The organism is Treponema denticola (assembly GCF_024181645.1).
GTDB classification, from domain to species: domain Bacteria; phylum Spirochaetota; class Spirochaetia; order Treponematales; family Treponemataceae; genus Treponema_B; species Treponema_B denticola_A.
The window spans coordinates 1,115,520-1,132,767 of the sequence record NZ_CP058624.1 but is presented as its reverse complement, the minus strand read 5'-3'; the positions used below and the strand labels follow the sequence as shown (position 1 = coordinate 1,132,767).

Below are 17,248 nucleotides of genomic sequence, written 5' to 3'. Positions count from 1 at the left end.
TCAAAAATCCCCCTCTAAAAACATCAGTCTTTAGAGGGGGGCATCAAAGCTGTTCAAAAATTTAAAGCTGTTTATTTACAGCAGCAGCAAGCCTTGTACCTTAAAACAGGTTCACGGGCAGCTTTTGTTTCATCTACTCGTCCGATTGGGCGTGTGTAGGGATAGCCGTGAAGCTTTTCGGGATTTGAATAAGCTTCTTTTTTGAGTTTGATCATAACTTCGGCGGTAAAGTCCAATGTGGACTTGCTTTCCGTTTCCGTAGGCTCAAACATCAAGGCTTCGTGTACGATGAGCGGGAAGTACATCGTCGGCGGATGGATGCCGTCATCGATTAAGCCCTTAGCTATGTCAAGAGCACTTACGCCTGTTTCTTCCTTGATCTTATCAAGGGTAAGAACAAATTCGTGCATACAGATTCTGTCAAAGGCAACATCATATTCTTTTTCAAGCTTTTTCTTTAGATAGTTTGCATTTAAGACAGCATAGCCTGAGCTTTCCCTTATGCCCTCGCTTCCGAGTGTAAGAATATAGGCATAGGCACGCAAGAAGACAAGGAAGTTTCCGTAGAAGTTTCTAACCCTTCCGATTGAATCCGGGCGGTTATAATCGAGCTTATAGCTTCCGTCCGATCCTGTAACTACAGGAACAGGTAAGAATTCTTCAAGGATTTTTTTACAACCGATTGGGCCGCTTCCGGGACCTCCGCCTCCGTGAGGAGTCGAAAAGGTCTTATGCAAGTTAAGGTGAACTATATCATAGCCCATATCTCCGGGTCTGAGTCTTCCCATAATTGCATTAAGGTTAGCACCGTCATAATACAATAAGCCGCCTGCTTTGTGAACGATTTCGGCAATTTCTTTGATATGGGTTTCAAAGAGACCGAGGGTGTTCGGGTTTGTAAGCATGAGGGCAGCAGTATCGTTTCCTACAGTCTTTTTTAATTCTTCGATATCTACGTTTCCGTCCTTATCGGAAGGAATGTTTACGATTTCGCATCCGACCATTGCGGCACTGGCAGGGTTTGTACCGTGTGCCGAATCGGGAACCAAAATCTTGTTTCGGGCATGGTCGCCGCGTTTTTCGTGATAGGCTCTGATTACCAAAAGGGCTGTGAACTCTCCGTGAGCACCTGCTGATGGCTGGAGGGAGAAAGCATCCATTCCGGTAATTTCACCGAGTTTTTTACCTAAATCGCCCATAGCCTCGATACAACCTTTCATTGTATGTTCAGGCTGCAATGGGTGAATATTGGTAAAGTTCGGAAGAGCCGCAACTTCTTCGTTGAGTTTGGGATTGTACTTCATCGTACAAGAACCTAAGGGATAGAAACCGTTATCTACACCGTGAGTACGCTTGCTCAATTCCATATAGTGGCGTACAAATTCAAGTTCCGAAACTTCAGGAAGTTTTGCATCGCTTGCTCTTAAATATTTTGAATCAAGCTTATATTCGGGTACTGTCAATTTTGCTTCGGCAAATTTATGACCCTTTACGGATTTTTCAAAAATCAATTCGCTCATTACAATACCTCCTTAATGATTTTTACGGCCTTATCAAGGTCGCATTTGCAAAGAACATCGGTTGCACACCAAAGAATGGCATCATCACAAATCTTTAAACCGCCTAAAATGCCGTTTTTTTCAAGATTTGAAAGAATTGCATCGGCCTTTCCTTTTCCGTCAGTTACGAATTCATGGAAGAATTCTCCGTTATTTTTTACGGTTAAGCCGATCTTTTTAAGCTCATCTGCAAGATAATGTGCATTGCTTACGGAAACATTTGCAACGGTTTTTAAGCCTTCTTTTCCGTAGGCTGTCATAAACATAGAAGCTCTTAATGCACAAAGAGCCTGGTTAGAACAGATACTGGAGCTTGCTTTTTCGCGCCTGATATGCTGTTCGCGGGCTTGAAGAGTTAGAACAAAGGCTCTTCTGCCGTCATGGTCTGTTGACTGACCGATGATTCGTCCCGGGATTTTTCGCATATTGGCTTCGATTGTAGAAAGGAAACCGAGATAGGGGCCGCCTGCACCTAGAGGAAGTCCTAATGCCTGGCCTTCGCCTAAGGCTATCGAAGCACCGCATTCTTTCGGTGTTTTTAAGACAGCCAAAGAAATAGGATTGCAGCTCATTACAAACTGGGTTTTGGTACCTTCTACAAGTTTACCGACAGCTTCGCAGTCTTCGATTGTACCGAAACGGTTCGGCTGTTGCATAACAACGGCTCCGACACTTTCATCTAAAAGGCCCTTAATCTTTGAAACATCCGTTTTATAGCCGTCACGGGGAATCATTACGAATTCTACGCCGCTATGCTTTAAATAGGTTTTAGCAATTTCAATTGAGCTGGGCTCAACACATTCCGAAATCAAAACCTTGTTTTGTTTTCGTCCTAAGGACATAACTATGGCATCTGCAACTGCCGTGCCTCCGTCATAAACGCTGGCATTGGAAACATCCATTCCCGTAAGCTCGCAAATCATTGACTGATATTCAAAACCTGCTTGTAGTTCGCCCTGATTCATTTCGGGCTGATAGGGTGTGTAGGCAGTTAAAAACTCCTCTCTGGAAGCCATGTGCCTTACAGCGGCAGGTGCATAGTGGTTATAAGCACCGGCACCTCTTAATATCGATTTAAAGACAGTGTTTTCACTGCTTAAATTTTGAAAAAACTTTTCAACTTGTGCTTGAGTTTTCCCCTCGCCTATATCAACTTTTTTACAGCCCTTGTTATCAAAGCTGTATAAATCATCAATCGATTTTACGCCGATGAGATCAAGCATCTCTTTTGTTTCCTCAGCGGAGTGAGGAATATAATTTGACATACTACCTCCAATAAAAATATTTTGCAGGAAACATCAGTTTCCGAAAAATATTTTTTCAAGCAGTTTTGCAAAAGCAAAACTGCATACAATAAAGCGACGTTTGCAGAAAGGCAAACTCGGCAGATAAACAGTGAGGCACCAACTGTGCCGAACTGTTTATCACACCTCCAATAAGCTTATTTTTAATTACTTGCAGAGACCTTTGTATGCACCTGCATCCATTAATTTTGAAGATTCTCCTGAAAGTTCTACCTTAAAGAACCAAGAACCGAAGGCATCTTCATTGATTTTTTCGGGAGCATCTAAAAGCTCTTCGTTTATTTCAACAACCTTTCCTGTCATGGGGCTGATGATTTCGAAAACGGCCTTTACAGATTCTACTGTAGCACAGGCCTTATCGGCTGTAACTTCATCGCCTACTTCAGGAAGCTCGATGAATACGACATCTCCCATTTCACCTTGAGCATAATCGCTGATTCCGATAATACCGATGTTTCCTTCTTTTTTGAACCATTCGTGTGATTCCAAGTATTTTACATCTTCTTTAATTTCCATATCTAACTCCTATATTTTATTTTTAAGTTTTTACCAAAAACTTATAAAACCTTTTTAATTAGCCCTTAATTTCTTTTAAGAAACTTGTGGGCACGATTTTAGCCTTGAGCTTTTTACCGCGTACTTCGATAAAGACTTCTTCATCTTTAATGCCTCTATCGATTCTCATGTGTCCGATACCGACCTTTAATGAGGGTGAAGAAGTTCCGGTTGTAACATAACCGATTTCCTTGTCGCCTAAGAAAACTTTGTCATGATCGCGGGCAATACCTCTGTCAATCATTTTAAAGCCTTTTCGGATTTTTTTGGCTTCGTTGGTTTCGAGAGCTTTTTTACCGATAAAGTCTTCTTTTTCGAGTTTGATAAAGGGTTTTAATGTTACTTCGGTTGCCAAAGTTTCTTCGGTCATTTCATGGCCGTACAGGGGCATTCCGGCTTCAAGACGCAATGTGTCTCGGCAGCCTAAACCGCAAAGCTCTATTCCGAATTCTTCTCCGGCCTTCATAACTTGATTGAAAAGCTCAAGAGCCCATTCTTTAGGGCAGTAGATTTCGTAACCGTCTTCACCGGTATAACCTGTCTGAGAAACGATTACCTCTCCCTTGGGGCACTGGAAGGTCTTAAATGTGTAGTAAGCGGAGGGCATTGCAGAAGGATCAATAAACTTTTTTACCACAGCAGGAGCATTGGGGCCTTGAATTGCAAGCTGGGCAATTTCGGAAGATCGGTCAGTAAAGGTAACGCTCTTATCCAAATGCTTTTTTACCCAGTCATAGTCCTTGTCATGGTTTCCGGCATTTACAACCAAAAGGAATTTCTTTTGATTATAGCGGTAAACGAGGAAATCATCTACAATTCCGCCTTTTTCATTACACATAAGGGTGTAGCGTACATCTCCGTCAGCCATTCCGCGAATGTCGTTTGTAATAAGGGCATTTACGGCAGCTTCGGCATTGTCGCCTTCAATATAAAACTCGCCCATGTGCGAAACATCGAAAAGTCCTACATTATTGCGAACTGCAAGATGCTCTTTTAAGATACCGGCAAACTGAATGGGCATTTCATATCCGCCGAACTCAACAAACTTGCCGCCTTTAGCGAGCAAGGTTTCATAATAGGGTGTTCTTTTCATCTCATCCTCCTAAATTTATTTTAATTTGTAATGGATAATGTGTAATGTTTTGATTACAAATTATTAATTACAAATTATCTTGCAGCTTATTATAAAGCTCTTCATTTTTTTCCTTGCCTAAGCCTATAAGAATTTTTTGTTCATCGGTTGTAACCAATATATATGGAGCTTCGTTTTTTAGTATACATAATTTTACAGGGCCTAATTCCTTATATCTAAAATAGCCTATCTTAATCGGTCCCAGACCTATGCCGTTTACCCGCCTTACTCCTAAAGAAGGCAGGGTTTCAAGCTTTTTGACCTCTCTGATTTCGGAAATCGGTATGCTGACACCATAAATTCCTTTAACTTTTAATAATCCGTCTTCTACAGACGCATCTGCAGTTTTTATAACAACAAAGGCTCCGATAAAAATTAAGAGCAACAATCCTATTGTAAAAAACATTTTAAAACTGCTTTTTTGTTCTTTCAAAACATGCCTCCCAGTTAACCATATTGTACACCAGATATAAAAGAAAAGCAATAGCAAATAGATAAAAAAATATTGCTTTGATTACAAAATCAAAAACGGCAAAGCTAAAATCAGCCTTGCCGTCAGGTTATTTTTAAAAATCTTATTGATTTTTAAAAATAACCGACGAGTTTTTCATAAGTCTTTACTTATCAATGACTTATGAAAAACATCGCAAAGCTATTATCATGGAAAGCCTTTACAAAACTGAAGTTTTGAAAGGCTCTCTTATAATTATTTTTTATAGATCATGTGGGTAGCCGACTTTTCGACGTCTTCTACAGCCTCATAAAAGGCTTCTACTACTGTGGGATGAGGATACATGGATTTTAAGATGTTTTCCCTCTTAGCCTTGTTTGTTACAAGAGTTCCGATAGCACCTATCATATCGGTAGCCGAATCGCACATCATCTGACAGCCTACAAGATTGTCTTCTTCATTAAATAGAACCTTAATAAAGCCTACATCCAAGCCTGAAAGCACCGACTTTCCGTTTGAACCCATTGGAACTTTTCCAATTTTTACGGCAATTCCCTTGGCTTCAGCCTCTTTTTCGGAAAGACCGACACCTGCAATCTCCGGTGTGGAATATACACAAGAAGGAATAACGTCTTGTTTTTCGTGTTTAGTATTGTTTACAAGGTTTTCGACAACCAGATGCCCCTGATTTTCGGCATTGTGGGCAAGCATTACGTTTCCCTTTACTGCATCCCCAATAGCGTAAATACCTTCGACATTTGTTTTCATGCAGGCATCGGTAATTATGCCCCGTTTATCGTATTGTATTCCGGCAGAATCAAGACCGATATCTTTTATTTCGGCAATTCGGCCGATGCAGACGATTACGGCATCGGCTGTAATGCTTTCTTCTTTTTCTTTAAGAGTAAAGGTACAGCCCGTTTTTTCAATTTTGGTTACCATGGCTCCGTTTATTATCTTTACTCCCCTCTTTTTTAGAACAAGGGCTTGCTGCATTGCAATGTCCCTGTCAAAGGGAGGAAGAATTGTTTTTTCGAGTTCGACGATGGTTACTTCCTTACCTAAATTTGCATAGACTGTGGCAAACTCAATGCCGATAACGCCGCCGCCTATGATGATAACGCTCTTAAAATCGACAGGCTCTTTTCCTAAAATATCGTCAGAGGTCATAGCAGTTTCGATTCCGGCTATCGGAGGGGCAAAAACAGAAGACCCCGTTGCGATGATGAGGTTTTTAAATTCAAGTTCTTTTCCATTTACACTTACGGAAGATTTTGAAGTGATTTTGCCTTCCCCATTATAAAAATCAACTCCGGCGTTTTCGATGAGTTTTTCGATACCGCCTACAAGTTTATCCACAACAGCATTTTTTTTCTCGTAGATGGCATTAATGTCGTATTTTAAGTTTTCACCTGAAAGACCGAGATCGTTTTCGGCAAAGCTTCCGAAAACCTCGGCTGTGTGAAGAAGGTATTTTGTCGGAATACAGCCCTTGTTCAAACAAGTTCCTCCAAGCCTGTTTTTTTCGATAAGAGCGGTTTTTAGCCCTGCCCTTCCAGCTTTTATGGCAGCAACATAGCCGCCCGGGCCTCCGCCCAAAACGATTAAATCATACATACTAATCTCCTAAAAAACAGCTTAAAATTTTAAGCATTATAATGTTTGTTTTCCAAAGTATACACGATGATCTTAATAAAAGCAAGGGGAGAAAATTGTATCTCTATAACATTGAAATTTTCAGCTGTCTTCCAAACACATTTGCTATTTTCTCTAATGTTGAAAGCCGAACATCTTCAGCATGATTCTCCATCCTAGAAATAACACTTTTTTTTGTTTCCAATTTTTCTGCCAACTGTTCCTGTGTCATTCCCTGTTCAAGTCTCATCTCTTTGATAATAGCACCTATTTTAAACCGCTCATATCCTATTTCAAAATCTTCAGCAAATTCGACATCTCTTTTTTTCCTTTCTGCAATATATTCTTCTAAATCACTCATACTTTACCCCTCTTTCAATCTGATCTGCCATTCTTTTATTACACAATTCTATTTCATTTTTAGGTGTTTTTTGTGTTTTTTTCTGAAATCCATTTGTCAATAAAAGAAAATAACCTTGATAAAACTGGCCTAAAATTCTATATATATTTCCTCCAAATTCTATTCTGCATTCATATATTTTTGTACCACTCAAATTCTTAAAATAAGTTCTAGGCACCTTTTCTTGTGTTTCAATTAATCTTAAAACCCATGTTATTTTTTGAGCAATCTTTCCAGGCTGAGTATCTATAAATTCTTTTACAGGACATTTTCCATCCTTTGTTTTATAAAATTTTATTTCTCTTTTCACATATAAATGTTAGCATTAATGTTTACTTTTGTCAAGTCTTAATATTTTTTGCAATCACAATGCATCAAATCTTTTAAAAACTTCCTCCTCCTCTTTGCGCTCTCCGCGCTCCTTGCGGTTTCATTAAAATTTTCAATGATTTAGCTAATTGTTTATGATATAGAAAGGAAAAAACTATTTAGAAATAAAAAAAAGCCAACTCTCGGACTTGAACCGAGTACCTGCACGTTACGAGGGTGCTGCTCTGCCGGGTGAGCTAAGTTGGCAAGTTGATTTTTGATAAAGAAACTTTATCAAAAATCAACAAAAAAGTCAATAGGAAGAATTTTTCTTAAACCTTATTTATGACATCCAAAACGGTGCCGTCACGGTAGGTGCTTATTCCCACCACTTCGCCGGAACGGGGCTTAACTTGGGGTTTTCCCGTAAAGGATTCCGCAATTTCCTTTAATTCTTCGATGGTTTTAATTTCAAGATTTGTTTCAGCCTTCAGCTTTTTGATTAAATCTGCATGGCGAGGATTAATTGCAATACCTCTGTCAGTAACAAAAACATCGATTGTTTCTCCCGGAGTGGTTACGGTACGGACCTTATCTACAAGGCAAGAAATACGGGCATTAAATAGCTTTGAAACGATTATCGAAAGTTTTGCTCCTGCTGCCGTATCGGCATGTCCTCCCGAACCTCCCAATATTATACCGTCGGAACCGGTGGTTACGTTTACGTTATAGTCCAAATCTATTTCGCTCGCACCGAGGATAACGACATCAAGCTTTCCTGCAACATGGCCGGGATTGTTAGGGTTTGCATAAAGGTCGGCTGAAATCTTGTGATGGTTTGTATTTTTTTCGGTAGAATCTACGGCCGAAAGGTCAAAGCACTGAACATCGTAAAGATCTTCAAAAAGGCCTTCTTCAAGCATTTTTACAAAATAGCCTGTAATTCCGCCGCAGCCGAAACTTCCCTTTATGTTTTTTTCTTTCATTGCTCGATGCATTTCGTCTGCAACAGCAAGGGAAATACCTCCTGCTCCGGTCTGCATACTAAAGCCGTTCTTAAAAAGACCTGAGTGTTCAATAAGAGTGCGGCAGTCGCGTGCTATCTTTAAGCCGATAGGATCTTTTGTAATCTGAGTTGTTCCGCTTACAATACCTGCAGGGTCTCCTATTTTATCTACCTCTACCACCATGTCTACAAAACGGCCTTCAATGTCTGCTCTTTTAACCTTTGAAACCCTTGTATCGGTAATGGCTATAGTTTTTTTTGCCATTTGAGCATCGGCTACGGCATAACCTAAGGAACCGCAAAATGACCTTCCTTCGGAGCCCGAAATATTTCCTTGATCGTCTACACAGGGCGAGGCTAAAAAGGCAGCATCTATCGTAACCTCTTTTTCTAAAATCATTCTGGGCCGTCCGCCGTGGGTAGTCATAATTACGGGCTTTTTACACTTACCGTAACTTACAGCCTTTGCAACAGGCCCTGACATATAGGAGGTCATAAGTTGGGTAACCGTTCCGTCTTCCATAAGTTCAACCAAAATCTCATGGCAGGGGAAAATTGAAGAAGCCATTACTGTCAAATCTTTGATTCCTCTTTTTTTAATTTCCCTCATTACCATATCAAGAACATAGTCCCCGTTTCTAAGGTGATGATGAAAACTTATAACCATTCCGTCATGGAGTTTAAGCTCATCAAGGGCTTGGGCTAATGTTTTCCCGAAGGCGGGCTTTACATTTTTTGTAAGCTCATATTTTGCATTTTTTTTATTTACAAAGGCTCCCTTAAAAGGATTGTCCAAGCCTTCTCTTCCAAGTATGTTATTCATATCTCTTCCTCCCTATTTTATCAAGCCCCAGTTTTTGGCAGAATCATAAAGAGCTTGGGCCCTCTTGATAACCGGTAAGTCGACCATCTTTCCCTTAAAGCTGAATACGCCTAAGCCCTTTTGTTTGGCTTCTTCTGCGGCCTGTAAAATAGCCTCGGCTCTTTCAATTTCGGCACTTGAAGGAGAAAATATTTTATGAATCTCTTCGACCTGACGCGGATTGATAACCAAGCGGCCTGAAAATCCTATGCTTTTACTAAAGGCCGTATCGAGCCTTAGGCCCTCAAAGTCTTCTACATCCGTAAAGGGGGTATCAAGGGAGTCCAAACCGTATGCATGGGCGGCTGTCGTCAAACTAAAGCGGGCATATTCCAGTTCTTTTGAAAGACGGGTACGCTGAATTCCCATATCTACCGAATAATCTTCGCCGCCTAAAAGAAGGCCTTGAATCAGCGATGAGGCCTTGGCTATCGAATTTACATCCATAATTCCGCGGGCTGATTCTACCAGCATAAGAAAGCTGAAATTCTTAGTGATATTGTGAGCCTTTTTTATCTCGTTTATTTTTTGCTCGACCGAGTGAACGGCATCGACCGAAGCCTTAGGAATTACGATTCCGTCAGGGAGAACGGGGATAATTGCCTCCAAGTCCTTTTCCCAATAAGGGGAGTCGATGGGGTTTATTCTTACAGTGATTTCGGAATGGGTAAACTTTAAAAAGGAAAGAGCATTCCGCACCAGAGTACGGGCCGAGTCTTTTTCATCAAGGGAGACGGCATCTTCCAAATCGTAAATGATGGAATCCGCTCCCAAAATATCGGCCGATACCAACATTCCCGGATTATTACCGGGCATAAAAAGCATACTTCTTCTATTTTTCATTTGCGCGCCTCAATGCTGTTTCTACACGGGCCTTGATTGTACAATCTAAGGCACCCTTGTCTTCGATAAAGAGTTTGGCATTTTTTACTTCAAACTCATCCAATACTTCCTGCACCGTTTTTTTAATTTGTGCACCGAATTCGTTTAAAACAGAGCTTTTTAAGTCAAGTTCAAGTTTTTCGGAAGGAACAATACGGACAAGGCAATCATTTGATTGGAGTGTTCCGCAAACCGCTTCTCGTTTTATTTGCATAGATACCCCTTAAAAATTTGATATGAAAAGATTATATCAATATAAAAAGAATAAGTCAATCTTGGGGAAGGAAAACGGTTTTAATATAAAAAATCAGCCGAACGCGTAAGAGCGTAAAACAGCATTGATTTTTGTTTTATAGCCTTTACCCTGAGCTTTAAACCATTCCAATACATCAGCATCTATTTTAATACTGGTTTCACTTTTTTGATGCACTTCATACCATGGTCTGAATTTAGCAAGCTCCTCTTTAGATTGTTTGGGGCAGTCATCAGTAGGTATAGACTTTGCCTTTCGGATAGTTTGTTTTTCTTCTTCGGTGAGCGGAGTTTTCTTTAAATCATCTAATGTCATAGTTACTATAGTATTCATTTATTTCCTCTTGCTGTAAACACAACAAAAAGCACATCTTCAACAAGACCAATTGCATTCCAACGCTGTTCTTCAAGGGTTGAATGCTGCTCATCATATTTTTCTATACGTTTACTGTCAAGAAATACACGAGCAGCTATTTTGAATGAAATACCGTCATGCTTTTTTATGTTAGTTTCATTTTTGATCTCATCCCATTCAAAAATCATCCCTAACTCCCTTATAATTTATAGTATATATACTATTGTATACATAGTCAAGAATTACGGGGCTTTTCTAAGAAAAAAACGAAACACTATAATTTCCTTATTTTAAAGGTCAAGAATCGAATTTAACCGCAAGGAACGCTAAGACCGCAACGATTTTTTATGCAGTCTTAGCTGAATTTACCTTAGCGGTTTAATTTTACTCTACTCCCACTTAAAGCCATTTGTGGCATCATAGGTCAACTCCCGTGAAAATGTTGCATTGGTATTTGTAGGTGTAACAGTCCAAGTAGTTGAAGTCGTGATGTCAAAACTCAAGACCTTGTTTTTATTTTGAGCTTCATTACCGGTGCTGCTCTTATCCCCATAATAGCCGTCGGAGGCGATTATTAGTTTATTGGGAACCGTACCTATGAACCTGTATGGGGCGTAGCCGTCAGTTGGAGATGATGATGACCAAAGAGATGTTACAACTGTTGAACTTAAAAATGAAGAATCAAGAGCTTCTATCTTAAATAATTCTCCTGATGTAGACACCTTAGAAGTTGTTCCATTTTTTAGTTTACCTGTTTTTTTAGTTTTTATGCCGTATAAAACCCCGCCTTTTATTTGTAAATCACAAATGTCTTCTAAAGTATAGTTATTTTCTGAAAGAGTATTTACTGAAGTTGATGGTATAATGCTTACCTCTCCATCACTATAATCAGAATCTCCTGCATTTTTTTGATGTTTATATTTTTTTATATTGGAACCGTATGTATCAGGGTTTTCTATATCACTTCCTAAAATGCTTTTTACTGCTGCAAATATACCGTTCTCATTTACAGCCAATGCAGTACAAAAAGATTTTGAACCTCCGGTGTCTTGAATTTTCTGTTCAAAAGAATTATCTTTCGAAGCCGCTGAGAAATTACCATCCCACTTCAATCTTAATAAAAATATATTACTATTTTGTTTATAAGTATAGTACAAATACTTATTTGTTTCTGATATATTAACAGCAATTGAATCCGGGTGAATAGTTAAAGTATTAGTTCCATTTTTAAAATATAAATTAGCCTCTTTTTCATAAGTATAACTAGCAGTACTACCATTCCATAAATATCGCCTAACAACATACTTATGTGTGGGAGAGCCTTCAATTTTCCAAACAACATATAAGTTTCCAAGATTGTCATACGAAAAAACATCTGTAGGTATATGTTTATATGGTGTCAATGAACTTGAATCACCCCCTTCAATAAAAGCCGTAGTCAAGCTGTTATACCCGCCCTCATCAACCTGATAATACACCATACCTAAATTCGGATCACTATTCTTCTGCCACAATAAGACCTTGCCCGTACCGGGAGGAGGCGTAGCGGTTTCTTCGTGTTCCTTAAACCATTTATTTTCGGTTGCGTAAGAATAAAGGCTCTTGATTGAGGTATTAAACGAGAATACTCGGTTTACGTTTTTATCGATTCTTACACTGCCGCCTACCTTTTTAAACGTACAACCGTCATCGGCAATCGAGATGCTTTGCTCATCATAGCCGATAAAACAAGCAGGGCCGTAAAAGTTAGCTTCACCGGCAGTAACGATGTCGTCCCCAGCCGTTACCGTATCATTAAACCCATATTTTTGAGGATTATCTATTACTCCGGAAGAATTGTATGTATATTCAAGCATACCGCCTAAGGAGTAATAAGGAGAAGGCGTAGAAGATATAGGCAGACTATTTTTTGCAAATAGGATATATATCTTATCGTTTTTTACAAGGATATCTTTAAAGTCTACTTGAATTGGTGTTCCTGATCCTGATATGATTATTTGTCCTGTTGATACGGTGGTGCTGCCGGCCTGAGTGAATGTAAGCCCGCTTCCTCCTTCCGTAATAGTGAACATTTTTAAATCAGTACTAGCAGGAATGTTTAATGCAAATAAATTATTATTATAAACTGCAATGGGGCAGGCAGGGATCGTGGGATTTCCGGCAATTACAGAACCGTCGTCTTTTATTCGATATAGTACGACGTTATTTGATGAATCCTTTATTAAGACATAAACCTTTCCGGTTATGGGATCGGAAGCAAGTTTTACACTTGAAGCACCGGTAATCGTAGTTAATATTGTGGAACCGGAGACAAAATTATTCGGTGTTCCGTCGCTTTCATAGCGGTTCAGCCTCCAACCGGAGCTTTCTTTATAGGCAATGTAGAGGCGGCCTCGGCTGTCTCTGGTAAAAACAGGCAGTGTATTTGAGCTAATATCAATTGTTTTTCCGGCTATATTAAATTCATATGTATTTGCAGCCTTTGTCGAAAAGCCCATGTTTGCCAATGAAGAGGCGTTTTTGTTTAAAAGAAGCTGTATATCGTTATTACCTTCTTTTACGGTATGGTTATTGTAAGCCGACCAAGAAGAAGATGGGCCGTTTAATTTTACGGTTATTTCTAACCTTGATCCTACAGGAAAATCGGCTTGAAAAAATTTAGGTTCGGAGGCAAGAATTTTTTTATAAATGGAGCTGTTCCCATCCGTTACAATATCTATTTCAAGTTCCGAGTCTGCAAGATCTGGAAGACCCGTCGAAGAATTTATTGAGCGGGCTCTACCGCCTTCCAAATCGATTGTAATGGTTCCGTATTCTTCTTGAAAAAACAACGAACATGAAGTAAAAATCAAAACAAAAAACAATATAGGGAATAATATCCTTTTCATAAAAACCTCTAACATTGATATTTTTTATCTATAATTTTAAATACATCCATTTTATAATAGCATAAAAATATAAAAATAACAATATAGCTTGCATTTAATGCTTGCATTTAAAGCCTCTTACATAGTATAATCCTTTCCCGAACGGAGGTCATTTTATGAAAGATACAATCTATGTTTTGGATGCCTACGGGCTTATTTACCGCTCTTATTTTGCCTTTATTTCAAGACCTCTTACAAACTCTAAGGGCGAAAATGTTTCGGCTATCTTCGGCTTTTTTAAAAGCCTTCATTCCATATTTACCGAATATAATCCTAAGCTCTTTGTTACTGCCCTCGATTCCCTTACACCCACTTTTAGACATGAGATGTACAAAGAATACAAGGCTACAAGGGATAAAACGCCCGATGACCTCCATGCTCAAATCGACAAAATAGAAGAAATTTTAAAAACATTTAAACTGCCTGCAGTCCGCTGTAACGGCTTTGAGGCCGATGACGTAATAGCTTCCATAGCCGCCCTTGCAGAAAAGGAAGGCAGGGAATGTGTGGTTATTTCGGGCGACAAGGATTTAATGCAGCTTGTTTCAAAAACCACGACAATGCTTAAACCGGGGAAGATTAAGGCTTGGGAAGGCTTCGATGCCGAAAATGTAAAAGAAGAATGGGGCGTTTATCCCGCCGGAATGTTAGACCTTCTTTCCCTCATAGGCGACAGTGCAGACAATGTTCCCGGCATAAAAGGGGTCGGCCCAAAAACGGCCGTAAAGCTCCTTGAAGAGTACAAAAGCCTCGACGGCATTTACGCAAATACAGGGAACTTAAAGGGGGCTTTAAAAACAAAAATAGAAGAAGGAAAGGAGTCGGCTTATTTTTCTAAAGAGCTTATAAGGCTCCGCTTCGATGTTCCTGTCGAAAAAGACTTAAACGCCTACTCCACTTCGCAAATGGACTATGAGGCGGCCGCCCGTCTTTTTATAAGCGAAGAGCTTCCCAATATTGCAAAGCTATATTCCGAAAAAATAATTGCCGAAAAAGCCCTATTCAAACATGAAAAAAATGAGACTTCTTCAAAAGAAAACTTAAAACAAAAAACCGGTCTTTTTGAAAATTCTGAACAAACTTCTCCAGAAATGCTCCCGCAAGAATTAGGAACAGGAGAAGAAATCTCCCTTCCTCAAAACAAGGGCGATTACAAACTTGTAGACGAAGCGGAAGAACTTTTTAAAATAGTAGACGAGGCCTTAAAACAGGGGCTTGCAGCCTATGACTGTGAAACCACAAGTGAAGATCCCCTAAATGCGGAAGTCTGCGGATTCTCCCTTGCCCTAAAAGAAGGAGAGGCCTATTATTTCCCCTTAAAGGCACCGAGCCCTGAACTGGGAGAGGAAGCTCCAAGCCTCATAGCCTTTAAGGATGCTAAAAAGGCCGTAACAAAGCTCTTTGACTCGAAGATGACCCTCATAATGCATAACGGCAAATTCGATATTCAGGCAGCCCTTTCATCAAAACTTGCAAGCAGAATTTCGGCAAGTCTTTTTGATACAATGATAGCGGCATGGCTTTTGGACCCTGCCCGCTCTTCTTACGGAATGGATAAACTTGCAGAAAGTATTTTAGGCGTAAAAACCATAAGGTTTAAAGACCTTGTAAAGACGGGACAAAACTTTTCGGATATTCCATTAAAAGAAGCCTGTCCTTATGCTGCAGAAGATGCCGACATAACATTCCGATTTTATAAAAAATTTTTACCCCTCTTAAAAAAGAATAATTTGGAAAAACTTTTCTTTGACCTTGAAATGCCCATCACAAAACTTTTAACCGAGATGGAAATAAAGGGCATCTTTTTAAAAGGCGAAGAACTTACTGCCTACTCAAAAGAATTGGGAAAAGAACTTGAAGATTGCGAAAAGGATATTTACAGACTCGTAGGCCATGAGTTTAATATAGCCTCGCCTAAACAGCTTCAAGAAGTCTTATTTGAAGAAAGAAAACTGACTCCCGGCAAAAAAACTAAGACGGGTTATTCTACGGATACTTCGGTCCTTGAAACCCTTGCTTCGGAGGATCCGGTGCCTGCAAAAATATTGGATTACAGGGCTCTTGCAAAATTAAAATCCACATACACCGATACCCTTCCCAAGATGACGGACAAAAACGGAAGAATCCATACAAGTTTTATTCAAACGGGAACAGCTACAGGCCGCCTTTCAAGCCGAGACCCCAATTTGCAAAATATTCCCATACGCGGAAACGAGGGCCGGAAGATAAGGGAAGCCTTTCAGGCAGAAAAGGGACGGGTTCTTATTTCTGCAGATTATTCGCAGATTGAGCTTGTAATCCTTGCTCATCTTTCAAAGGATCAAAACCTAGTAGAAGCCTTTAATAAGGGAATAGACGTTCACGCCAAGACTGCAAGCCTAATCTTTGCCGTAGACATAAAAGATGTAAGTCAGGATATGAGACGCATAGCAAAGACCATAAACTTCGGAGTAATGTACGGAATGAGTGCCTTCCGCCTCGCTTCTTCTTTAAGAATTCCACGCAAAAGGGCTGATGAGTTTATAAAGGCTTATTTTGCCACCTATTCCGGCGTATCCGGCTTTATGGCAAATATTTGTCAAGAAGCCGAACAAAGAGGCTATGTAGAAACTATAATGGGAAGAAGGCGTTATCTTCCGGCTATAAACAGCAAAAACAAGGTAGAAAAGGCCGGAGCCGAACGCATTGCGGTAAACACCCCGATTCAGGGCACAGCCGCCGATATAGTAAAACTTGCAATGCTCGAAGTCGATAAGGTCTTAAAAAAACAAAAACTTGATGCCTCCATACTTTTACAGGTTCATGATGAGCTTATAATAGAGGCCGCCGAATCTGAAAGAGAAAAAGTCATGTCCCTCGTAAAAGAAAAAATGGAAAGCGTAACAAAACTTTCGGTACCCTTAAGGGTAAGTATAGAATCGGGAATGAGCTGGGGAGAGTTCCACTAATGGATAGTGTGCCAAACAGCAGACAGAGCCGGCAAAGCCTCGGTGCACCCTCAGAACCGATTTTAATAGGGCTTTCAGGGCCTTCTTGTTCGGGTAAAAACACGGCAAGTGCTATTTTACAAGACTACGGTTTTTATTGTATTGATGCCGATGTAGTTTCAAGAAAAGTTTTTGCAGAGCATGAAAAAGAAATTTTAAATCTCTTTCAAGCCGAGGCCGAAAAACTAGGCATAAATTTAAAAAATGAAAAGGGCATCGACAAAAAAGCATTTGCCCTCTTGGTCTTTTCGGACGAAGAACTCTTAAAAAAACATGAAGCCTTTATTCTCCCCATAATCGAAGAAAAAATATGGGAGGAAATTAAAATGGCATTTACAGAAAAACCTGAGCGCCCCATTCTTTTAAACGCCCCTACCCTTCAAAAGACGAGTCTCATAAAAAAATGCCTCTTTATATTGTACATAGATGCACCTTTTATTTTAAGGCTTATAAGGGCAAAAAAAAGGGACAGGCTGCCCTTAAAAAATATATGGTTAAGATTTTCAAAACAAAAGAAATTCTTTTCTCAATACTTTTTTTTAAATGCCGATACAATAGTAGTAAAGAACTTTTGGTCTTCTGCAAGTTTAAAAAGAAAACTATTGCAGGAAGTTCAAAAAAGAGGTTTTTGA

General features: G+C 39.7%; 15 protein-coding genes, 1 tRNA gene and 1 pseudogene. 2 read left to right on the top strand and 15 right to left on the bottom strand.

Going from position 1 to position 17,248, the window contains the following annotated elements; all coding sequences use genetic code 11:
• Positions 1-71: 71 nt before the first annotated feature.
• The 15 genes and pseudogenes from gcvPB to HO345_RS05300 form a co-directional block, all read right to left on the bottom strand.
• Positions 72-1,520: an aminomethyl-transferring glycine dehydrogenase subunit GcvPB gene (gene gcvPB / locus HO345_RS05370; protein WP_253684385.1), complete on the bottom strand. Its 1,449-nt coding sequence runs from the start codon at positions 1,518-1,520 to the stop codon at positions 72-74.
• A complete protein-coding gene (gcvPA, locus tag HO345_RS05365; protein WP_253684384.1) occupies positions 1,520-2,824 on the bottom strand; it encodes an aminomethyl-transferring glycine dehydrogenase subunit GcvPA in 1,305 nt (434 codons plus the stop codon). The genes gcvPB and gcvPA overlap by 1 nt, the downstream gene beginning before the upstream one ends.
• 186 nt (positions 2,825-3,010) lie before the next feature.
• Entirely contained in the window at positions 3,011-3,379 is a 369-nt protein-coding gene (gene gcvH, locus HO345_RS05360; protein ID WP_253684383.1) for a glycine cleavage system protein GcvH, read from the bottom strand.
• A gap of 58 nt (positions 3,380-3,437) precedes the next feature.
• Entirely contained in the window at positions 3,438-4,511 is a 1,074-nt protein-coding gene (gene gcvT / locus HO345_RS05355) for a glycine cleavage system aminomethyltransferase GcvT (RefSeq protein ID WP_253684382.1), read from the bottom strand.
• Positions 4,512-4,578: 67 nt separating this feature from the next.
• Entirely contained in the window at positions 4,579-4,983 is a 405-nt protein-coding gene (locus HO345_RS05350; protein WP_253684381.1) for a PH domain-containing protein, read from the bottom strand.
• Positions 4,984-5,256: 273 nt separating this feature from the next.
• Entirely contained in the window at positions 5,257-6,618 is a 1,362-nt protein-coding gene (gene lpdA, locus HO345_RS05345; protein ID WP_253684380.1) for a dihydrolipoyl dehydrogenase, read from the bottom strand.
• 103 nt (positions 6,619-6,721) lie between these two features.
• Positions 6,722-6,997, bottom strand: coding sequence for a helix-turn-helix domain-containing protein (locus HO345_RS05340; protein WP_253684379.1), 276 nt, complete (start codon positions 6,995-6,997; stop codon positions 6,722-6,724).
• Positions 6,990-7,346, bottom strand: a complete 357-nt coding sequence (locus tag HO345_RS05335) for a type II toxin-antitoxin system RelE/ParE family toxin (RefSeq protein ID WP_253684378.1) — start codon at positions 7,344-7,346, stop codon at positions 6,990-6,992. Before HO345_RS05335 ends, HO345_RS05340 begins: the two co-directional genes overlap by 8 nt.
• 193 nt (positions 7,347-7,539) lie before the next feature.
• Positions 7,540-7,612 (bottom strand) — tRNA-Thr (locus HO345_RS05330).
• Positions 7,613-7,677: 65 nt separating this feature from the next.
• Positions 7,678-9,174: a citrate lyase subunit alpha gene (gene citF, locus HO345_RS05325; protein WP_253684377.1), complete on the bottom strand. Its 1,497-nt coding sequence runs from the start codon at positions 9,172-9,174 to the stop codon at positions 7,678-7,680.
• Between the two features lie 12 nt (positions 9,175-9,186).
• Entirely contained in the window at positions 9,187-10,056 is an 870-nt protein-coding gene (locus tag HO345_RS05320) for an HpcH/HpaI aldolase/citrate lyase family protein (protein ID WP_002679317.1), read from the bottom strand.
• Complete coding sequence (gene citD / locus HO345_RS05315; RefSeq protein WP_002669237.1) at positions 10,046-10,309, bottom strand: citrate lyase acyl carrier protein; 264 nt, start codon at positions 10,307-10,309, stop codon at positions 10,046-10,048. The genes HO345_RS05320 and citD overlap by 11 nt, the downstream gene beginning before the upstream one ends.
• Positions 10,310-10,402: 93 nt before the next feature.
• Positions 10,403-10,681 carry a BrnA antitoxin family protein gene (locus tag HO345_RS05310; protein ID WP_002679318.1) on the bottom strand — a complete coding sequence of 93 codons (279 nt, stop codon included), beginning with the start codon at positions 10,679-10,681 and terminating at the stop codon, positions 10,403-10,405.
• A pseudogene (locus tag HO345_RS05305) lies at positions 10,650-10,890 on the bottom strand (BrnT family toxin). Before HO345_RS05305 ends, HO345_RS05310 begins: the two are co-directional and overlap by 32 nt.
• 201 nt (positions 10,891-11,091) lie before the next feature.
• Positions 11,092-13,590 (bottom strand): hypothetical protein, encoded by a 2,499-nt coding sequence (locus HO345_RS05300; protein WP_253684375.1) that lies wholly within the window; start codon positions 13,588-13,590, stop codon positions 11,092-11,094.
• A gap of 155 nt (positions 13,591-13,745) precedes the next feature.
• Between HO345_RS05300 and polA the strand changes: the two genes are divergently transcribed.
• Positions 13,746-16,577 carry a DNA polymerase I gene (gene polA, locus HO345_RS05295; protein WP_253684374.1) on the top strand — a complete coding sequence of 944 codons (2,832 nt, stop codon included), beginning with the start codon at positions 13,746-13,748 and terminating at the stop codon, positions 16,575-16,577.
• On the top strand, positions 16,577-17,248 hold the full coding sequence (gene coaE / locus HO345_RS05290; RefSeq protein WP_253684373.1) for a dephospho-CoA kinase: 672 nt from the start codon (positions 16,577-16,579) through the stop codon (positions 17,246-17,248). The genes polA and coaE overlap by 1 nt, the downstream gene beginning before the upstream one ends.

Bases quoted from the DNA above. Each gene is read 5' to 3' on its own strand.
- gcvT (WP_253684382.1), bottom strand. From the start codon at position 4,511: ATGAAAAGAACACCCTATTATGAAACCTTGCTCGCTAAAGGCGGCAAG.
- gcvH (WP_253684383.1), bottom strand. From the start codon at position 3,379: ATGGAAATTAAAGAAGATGTAAAATACTTGGAATCACACGAATGGTTC.
- HO345_RS05300 (WP_253684375.1), bottom strand. From the start codon at position 13,590: ATGAAAAGGATATTATTCCCTATATTGTTTTTTGTTTTGATTTTTACT.
- citD (WP_002669237.1), bottom strand. From the start codon at position 10,309: ATGCAAATAAAACGAGAAGCGGTTTGCGGAACACTCCAATCAAATGAT.
- citF (WP_253684377.1), bottom strand. From the start codon at position 9,174: ATGAATAACATACTTGGAAGAGAAGGCTTGGACAATCCTTTTAAGGGA.
- polA (WP_253684374.1), top strand. From the start codon at position 13,746: ATGAAAGATACAATCTATGTTTTGGATGCCTACGGGCTTATTTACCGC.
- HO345_RS05310 (WP_002679318.1), bottom strand. From the start codon at position 10,681: ATGAATACTATAGTAACTATGACATTAGATGATTTAAAGAAAACTCCG.
- coaE (WP_253684373.1), top strand. From the start codon at position 16,577: ATGGATAGTGTGCCAAACAGCAGACAGAGCCGGCAAAGCCTCGGTGCA.
- lpdA (WP_253684380.1), bottom strand. From the start codon at position 6,618: ATGTATGATTTAATCGTTTTGGGCGGAGGCCCGGGCGGCTATGTTGCT.
- gcvPB (WP_253684385.1), bottom strand. From the start codon at position 1,520: ATGAGCGAATTGATTTTTGAAAAATCCGTAAAGGGTCATAAATTTGCC.
- gcvPA (WP_253684384.1), bottom strand. From the start codon at position 2,824: ATGTCAAATTATATTCCTCACTCCGCTGAGGAAACAAAAGAGATGCTT.
- HO345_RS05340 (WP_253684379.1), bottom strand. From the start codon at position 6,997: ATGAGTGATTTAGAAGAATATATTGCAGAAAGGAAAAAAAGAGATGTC.
- HO345_RS05320 (WP_002679317.1), bottom strand. From the start codon at position 10,056: ATGAAAAATAGAAGAAGTATGCTTTTTATGCCCGGTAATAATCCGGGA.